Origin of the sequence: Ornithinibacillus bavariensis (assembly GCF_018333235.1) — a bacterium.
Taxonomy (GTDB): Bacteria; Bacillota; Bacilli; order Bacillales; family Amphibacillaceae; genus Ornithinibacillus; species Ornithinibacillus bavariensis.
This window is the reverse complement of record NZ_BORP01000001.1, coordinates 1,153,509-1,160,624: the sequence shown is the minus strand read 5'-3', so window position 1 is coordinate 1,160,624 and position 7,116 is coordinate 1,153,509. Positions and strand designations below refer to the sequence as shown.

Genomic DNA, 7,116 nt, shown 5'->3' with positions numbered 1-7,116 from the left:
TTCCCAATCCGACAGATACACGTACATTTATTCCTTTCCTGAATACGATTGAACAGAAGTTCTTCTCGTTACCAAAGTACATTGTAGCTGATGCAGGATATGGAAGTGAACAAAATTATGAGGATGTCCTCTCCCATCGAAAACGGACGCCACTAATTACTTATAACCAATATCGAAATGAGAAGAAAAAGAAGAATGACCCTTTCAACTTAGCCAATTGGAAATACAATGAAGTAGATGATTCTTTTACCTGTCCAAATAATAAAACATTAACGTTCCGATATCACTCTAAACGAACCGACAAATACGGTTTTACACGTTCATTTAAGGTATATGAATGCGAGGACTGTTCTGGATGTCCATTACGTTCTTTATGTACCAAGGCGAAAGCCGAAAGTAATCGGAAAATCTTCTATAATGAGAAATGGGAACAACAAAAAGAATATATAAAAGAGCAGCTTTCGAAAAAAGAAACTGGTGAGATCTATGGGAAACGTAAAATTGATGTGGAACCAGTCTTCGGATTTCTGAAGGCTAATTTGCGTTTCACTCGAATGTCTGTAAGGGGCAAAGAGAAAGTAGTAAATGAATTAGGGTTTGCATTCATGGCGGTAAACCTGAGAAAGTTTACCGCCAGAACACCTAATTTACCAATGAATATTGAAAACAAACCAAAAAAAATGGTTCCAAGCACCAGTTTTTAGATGATTGGAACCATTTCTATTTATTTTTGGCTAGTTATGTCCCAGCCTCTTGTTCATATTATTCTTCCTAATTATTGAAGTTAATTAGGTTATTTTCCTTCATCCTTATTACAACTTTTTATCGTCTACAGCATCTAACCATTCTTCTATAGCTTTTACCGTAAAATCAATGGTGCCATCTTCGAACGGTGAAAGCAGGTTTGCTGCTTCAACTAAACCTAGGAATGGTTTTGAACCACCAAGTTTACACAGGTTTAGGTAATCATTCCAAGCTTCCTTACGATTCTCTCTTGAACGCTTCCAGAACTGGAATGCGCATATTTGAGCTAATGTATAATCAATGTAGTAGAATGGACTTTCATAAATATGTCCTTGACGTTGCCAAATAGCACCTGTTCCCCAATAAGGCATATCATCATAATCGCGGTGAGGTAAGTACTTTTCCTCTAACTTCTTCCAAGCTTCCTTACGATCCTCAGGAGTCCAATCCGGATTTTCATATACGAGATGCTGGAACTCATCGACTGCAACTCCATAAGGGAGGAAGCTTAGACCACCGGATAGATGAGAGTACTTATATTTTTCGGTATCCTCTTTAAAGAATAGCTCCATCCATGGCCATGCGAAAAATTCCATACTCATGGAGTGGATTTCTGCAGCTTCATTAGTTGGCCAGAGATATTCCGGAATTCCAATGCTACGACTTTGATAAATTTGGAACGCATGGCCAGCTTCGTGAGTTAGTACATCAATATCACCAGATGTTCCATTAAAGTTTGAGAATATAAATGGTGATTCGTAATCCTCGATAAATGTGCAGTATCCACCAGATTCTTTTCCTTTTTTCGCTTCAAGATCCATAAGCTTACGGTCAATCATGAAATGGAAAAATTCATTTGTTTCAGGTGAAAGTTCCTCATACATCTTTTTCCCATTTTCAATAATCCATTCAGGGGACCCTTTAGGGGTAGCATTCCCAGTATTGTATTGGAAGTTTTCATCGTAATATTTTAAGGAATCAAGTCCAATTCGTTCGCGTTGTTTATCAAATATTTTAGAAACTAAAGGTACGATTGATTCTTGAACTTGTTTTCGGAAGTTTGCAACCATCTCTGCATTATAATCGATACGCATCATACGAATATAGGCTAATTCTACAAAGTTTTTATAGCCAAGAGTTATCGCAATTTCATGCCGTAATTTAACTAATTGATCATAGATTTCATCAAATTTGTCTGCATTTGCTTCAAAGAATCCTGCTGATGTAGACGCAGCCTTTTTACGAACATCACGGTCTTTGTCCTGAAGAAACGGTCCTAATTGGGCTAATGTATAGGTTTTCCCATTAAACTCCACCTGTGCTGAAGCAACAAGCTTAGCGTATTCTGAAGTAAGCTTATTTTCTTTTTGCAACAGCCCCATAACCTCTGGTGAGAATGCTTTAATAGAGTAATCTGCAATCTTGAATAATTGTGAACCCCATTTTTTCTCTAATTCTGCACGGTAAGGAGTTTTAATTAATTCTTTGTAAAAGTCTGTATTTAGCTTCTGTATCTCTGGTAAGATTTCATCCCAGTAATCACGCTCGTTTTGATAAAATTCATCATTTGTGTCAATGGAAGCGCGAATGTATACAAGATTGAACATGGTTGACAAGCGATTACGAAAAGCATTAATCTTTTCAATTGCTTTGTTCTGCTCTTCAACAGAATTTGCATTCACAAATGCTTCTAACAGCATTGAAAATGTTTTCTTTTCCTGATCTAGCTCAGGACGTTCATATGTATAATCTTCAAATGTTTTCAATTAGTTTCCCCCTAAATTTTTTATAATTAATAACTTTATTCTAGTTTACACTATTTTTAGGAAAAATAAGATAATTTTAGTTTGAATGTGGTAAAAATACGTTAATTTGCCGTGAAAGAGTGGCTATAAATTTTAAATTATATCTTTCATTATAAAAACTTATTATTAAAAAGTTAAAAGAGAACTAGCTTCATAGCCAGTTCTCCCAAATCATCGTGTTAGGCAGCTATTTGCTCAGCGTTACGTTCCGATTGCTCAACCACAACACTTGCTGCTGCATCACCCATTATATTTACAGTCGTTCGAATCATATCTAAAATACGATCAATTCCTGCTACTAGGGCAATTGCCTCAAGAGGTAGGTTTACTGCAGCTAGTGTCATCGTTAGCATTACCATACCTGCCCCAGGTACCCCTGCCGCTCCTATAGAAGCAAGTGTTGCGACTAATGCGACAATCACAAGCTGCCCCAGGCTTAAGCTTGTTCCGAAATATTGTGCTGTAAATACTACAGCGATACCTTGATAAATCGCAGTTCCATCCATATTAATCGTTGCACCTAATGGTAATACAAAACTTGTTGTTTCTTTGGATACGCCAAGGTTTTCTTGTGTATTTTTCATGGTGACGGGTAAGGTTCCAGAACTACTGCAGGTTGTAAAAGCAACAGTTGCAGCTGGTAAGATACCTTTAAAGAAGTGAAGGGGGTTCATTTTTCCAAGCGTTTTTAACGCAATCGAATAAATAACAGCTACATGAAGAATACTAGCAATAAGGACAGCTAGGATTAGTTTCATAAGAGGCATCAAAACATCCAGTCCATATTGGCCAACAATTGGTGTAAGCAATCCGAATATTCCAAGTGGTACGAGTGTCATTACGACTCCTGTAATTTTATACATGATTTCTGCCAGTCCATGAAAGAACCGCTCTACTGGTCTAGCTTTATCACCAACTAACGTAATTCCAATTCCGAGAAAAATAGCAAAGAAGATGATCTGTAGAACGTTTGCTGTAGCGAGGGATTCTACTGGATTAGTAGGAATAATGTTTAATAATGTATCGATTACACTTTGGGTTTCAACAGAGGGGATATTTTCTTCTTTTAGCTCTACATCTACACCAGTACCAGGTGAAACTAAGATGGCAACAACTAGTCCAATAGCAACGGCAATAACGCTTGTAGCTAAATAAAAAGCAATTGTTTTTCCTCCGAGTCTACTCAGTTTTTTCATATCACCTGCATTCGTAACTCCAATGATAATGGTTGCCAAAATTAATGGAACAATAATGAATTTGATGAGCCGTAAGAATAAGTCACCAAGTGGCTGAACATACGTCGCGCGTTCTCCAAGCAATAACCCTACAATAATAGCTAAAACAAAAGCTGCGAGTATCTGCCATAAATAACTCTTTTTCATAGATAAAACTCCTTTCATTTGGTATAGTAGAACTAACTATGTCATTTAAGTAAATATCACCACCTTTGAATACATTTGTTTCAATAGTATTCATACTAATCTAAAAATATATTAGTATATCAAAAAATTTTGATATTTACTATAAATAATTTGCAAAGTGAGGTGTAAAAATGTTAGTTCAAGCGGTAGTGACAATAGGAGCTGTCCTAGCAGTAGCAGCAATTATTTTAGGCTATATTTTCTTAAAGGTTTCTCGCGGGAATGGTTATTTACCTTATTATCCAGGTGCAATTCTATTCTTTGGGGGAATTATTCTTGCTTGTTTTGCCACACCGGAAAAAGTAATGGTCTGGGAAGCGGGCCTTGGTGGCTGGGGAATAGCATTTATGTTTGCAGGGGGAATAAGTTTCCTAGTGACAAGTGTTAGTCATGCTTATCAGATACATGATAAGGCATAAAGAAGATAAAGAGCACATAGGATAACGAGTCTGTATGAACTAGATTCGTAATTAATCCTCTGTGCTCTTGTTATTTTTTATTCAGCTACTCCTATTATGGACTATTTCAAATAAGTGTTTCCATCACGTTGTTCAATCTTGCCTTCTTTCATTAATCTTCCTAATGCACGCTTGAATGCGGCTTTACTGATTTTGAAGGTTCCACGAATATCATCTGGGTCGCTCTTATCGTCAAATGGGATGACACCTCCATGAGCTTCGAGGTGTTCTAAAATCATATTTGCATCATCTACCATACCATATTGCTTTAATGGACGAAGGGAAACATTCAATGTCCCATCATATTTCACCTCGATAACTCGCCCTTGAACAAGTTCACCTAGACGGGGTTCGGTTTTTCGTTCAGAGTGATGGATAAAACCTCGAAAGAATTCATCTGTGATGATAGCAGAACCCTCTCGGCTTGTATGATAGACTCGCCCGGATATTGTTTTATTTAGTAGCGATTCAGGAGCACGTTCAATCTCTCTCCAAATGATACCTTCTGTAGCAGGAATGGCAAGAAGTCTCCCTTTTCTGTCTTTCCCTAATGTAACAAAAAGTAAGTCTCCTTCTTTTGGCCAAACATTTTCAAATAATGGCAGATCATCCTTTGAAACAAGAAACTCCTTTGTCGTTCCAATATCAACAAAAACACCTAAACCAGGAATAACATTAACTACTTTTGCAAAGTCATACCGATCCATGACGACAGTAGGGAGTATCATCGTAGCTGTTACGTTCCCTTTTTTATCCTGATATAAAAATACGTCGATAGTTTGATCTACGTCTATTTCACCGGTAGTCTCATTATGGTGAAGTAGTGCTTCTGTAGTATTTTTTTTCACTACATAGCCAGTGTCTATTTTTCGATCTACTGTCATTGCTTGAATAGTACCAATTTCGTTCAACCTTACCCCTCATTTCTTATGTATTGGAAAAGGGATACCCTATCCATTAGGGTACCCCTTAGACTTCTAAAGTAACACATCATTTATTTTTATTAAATCCCGAAATAATAACGGGTGGGAAATTCAATTTAATTATGTTTCGCAAAAGTTGTTACTCGGCAAATACCGTCCGAGTTTTTAGAATTTCACTTAAACCGCGGTAACTCTTCCACCTGGATTATTAGGTTCTGCCCCAGTGGCTTGCAGACTATTAGTTAACCCTATGTCTTCTAACCTAGACAACGTAAGCCCAACCTGCTCTTACGTCCTTGCGACCCTTTAGTCGCGCCAGTGTGAATAAGCATCAACAAAAACATTGTAGAATGCCAGATATGAATGTTACTTTAGTAACTAAAATATTATCGCATAAATTATGTTTTTTGTCAAATGACTTCCTTTAAAAATTGTAGAATTTGTTTTTTATGGTGATTGTCATGATCGATAAATTCTTTAATTATATATAGTAGTGAATAAGGTGTACCAGTATGTGGACAATGAGTCACATCGTTTGAGGTTGTTGCTTTATTTAATGTTTCGGTTGGTAGTGCATGAAGTTCCCTTACAAGTTGTTCTCTTGTACGCTTCGCTTCTTCTAGAAGCTCTGATTGGGATTTACCAGATTTAACATAGTTAGATGCTTCTTTATTATATGTATCAAAATCAGGAAACTCCATTCCTTGCCCATTTTTTACGGCTGGAATTACTTCAGATAAAAGGTGATTATCCCAATTCGTAATATGAGCTATAATCTCACTTATGGACCATTTTCCTTTGGCTATCGGTCTAGACCACAATTCCTCATTAATCCCTTCCAATGTACTTAGCCAAGATGAATATTGACTAAATTGATCAATGATATTTTTTTCCTCACTCATTTTCATTCCCCATTTCTTTGTAAATTAAGAATAGTCTAACATAAATACTGCATTTTGGCAAACGCACGTTCTGTATTCAGGAGTTCTCTTTTTCAGAATATTGACATTATATATCATTTCCTATACTATAGGATTATGATGATAAGAGAAAATAAACAGCAAAAAGTATATCGAATTCTAAAAGGAAGAATTATTGAAAGGGAATATGTACCTGGTCAGCGGATTGTGATTGATCAGATTGCGAAAGAATTGGCGACCAGTTCGATACCTGTTCGGGAGGCGATACGCCAGCTTGAGGCAGAGCGACTTGTCGTGTATAAACGTAACATAGGACCAGTTGTCGCGGAAGTAAATGAGTCTGATTATCTGGACACAGTACACGTTCTTGCGCGACTTGAGGGCTACGCTGCTGGCCTTGCAGCGAAAAGCTTTCCAAAGGAAAAATTAAAGCTATTACGAGAACTGAATATATCTATGGAGGAGGCACTGGAGGATTTCGATATTATTCAGTTTAGCAAGTTAAATGCTACCTTTCATCGTATTATCTGTGAACAATGCGACAATAATTATTTGCTTGAAACAATCCAAAACACATGGAACCGTATTGACTCGATTAGAGGAACTGGATCAACATTATATTCGAAGCGGGTCAAGGAATCGATACAGGAGCATAAAGAAATCATAGCACTATTAGAATCTGGGGATTCAGAGCAAGTAGAAATTCTAGCACGAGATCATAAAATTAAGACCGCGGAGAACTTTGAAAAGCGAAGAAAGAATTTGATAGAAACGAATTCACTTTTCATGTAAAAAACGGAACTAGGGAAAATCTCCTTGGTTCTGTTTTTTGCTATTAAAGTTAT

General features: G+C 36.9%; 7 protein-coding genes. 3 read left to right on the top strand and 4 right to left on the bottom strand.

Annotated elements, in window-relative coordinates; translation table 11 throughout:
• A partial coding sequence (locus KI338_RS05815) for a transposase (protein WP_244853376.1) occupies positions 1 to 704 on the top strand: 704 nt, incomplete at its 5' end.
• 108 nt (positions 705 to 812) lie between these two features.
• Here the strand turns inward: KI338_RS05815 and KI338_RS05810 are convergent.
• Together KI338_RS05810 and KI338_RS05805 are read right to left on the bottom strand one after the other, a co-directional pair.
• Positions 813 to 2,510: a M3 family oligoendopeptidase gene (locus KI338_RS05810; protein WP_212919990.1), complete on the bottom strand. Its 1,698-nt coding sequence runs from the start codon at positions 2,508 to 2,510 to the stop codon at positions 813 to 815.
• A 218-nt stretch (positions 2,511 to 2,728) separates the two neighbouring features.
• Complete coding sequence (locus KI338_RS05805) at positions 2,729 to 3,931, bottom strand: dicarboxylate/amino acid:cation symporter (protein WP_212919989.1); 1,203 nt, start codon at positions 3,929 to 3,931, stop codon at positions 2,729 to 2,731.
• A 170-nt stretch (positions 3,932 to 4,101) separates the two neighbouring features.
• Between KI338_RS05805 and KI338_RS05800 the strand changes: the two genes are divergently transcribed.
• Complete coding sequence (locus tag KI338_RS05800; protein WP_212919988.1) at positions 4,102 to 4,389, top strand: hypothetical protein; 288 nt, start codon at positions 4,102 to 4,104, stop codon at positions 4,387 to 4,389.
• A 101-nt stretch (positions 4,390 to 4,490) separates the two neighbouring features.
• Here KI338_RS05800 and KI338_RS05795 read toward each other — a convergent pair whose 3' ends face one another.
• Together KI338_RS05795 and KI338_RS05790 are read right to left on the bottom strand one after the other, a co-directional pair.
• Entirely contained in the window at positions 4,491 to 5,339 is an 849-nt protein-coding gene (locus tag KI338_RS05795) for a CvfB family protein (protein WP_212919987.1), read from the bottom strand.
• A 422-nt stretch (positions 5,340 to 5,761) separates the two neighbouring features.
• The gene (locus tag KI338_RS05790) at positions 5,762 to 6,253 is read right to left on the bottom strand and encodes a DinB family protein (protein WP_212919986.1); all 492 of its coding nucleotides are present in this window, start codon (positions 6,251 to 6,253) and stop codon (positions 5,762 to 5,764) included.
• A gap of 135 nt (positions 6,254 to 6,388) precedes the next feature.
• Here KI338_RS05790 and KI338_RS05785 point away from each other — a divergent pair, with 135 nt between their 5' ends.
• Positions 6,389 to 7,063 (top strand): GntR family transcriptional regulator, encoded by a 675-nt coding sequence (locus KI338_RS05785; protein WP_244853373.1) that lies wholly within the window; start codon positions 6,389 to 6,391, stop codon positions 7,061 to 7,063.
• The last annotated feature ends 53 nt before the right edge of the window (positions 7,064 to 7,116 follow it).

What these genes read in the sequence shown, in the direction of transcription:
- KI338_RS05805 (WP_212919989.1), bottom strand. Translation starts at nt 3,931, where the DNA reads ATGAAAAAGAGTTATTTATGGCAGATACTCGCAGCTTTTGTTTTAGCT.
- KI338_RS05800 (WP_212919988.1), top strand. Translation starts at nt 4,102, where the DNA reads ATGTTAGTTCAAGCGGTAGTGACAATAGGAGCTGTCCTAGCAGTAGCA.
- KI338_RS05790 (WP_212919986.1), bottom strand. Translation starts at nt 6,253, where the DNA reads ATGAGTGAGGAAAAAAATATCATTGATCAATTTAGTCAATATTCATCT.
- KI338_RS05785 (WP_244853373.1), top strand. Translation starts at nt 6,389, where the DNA reads ATGATGATAAGAGAAAATAAACAGCAAAAAGTATATCGAATTCTAAAA.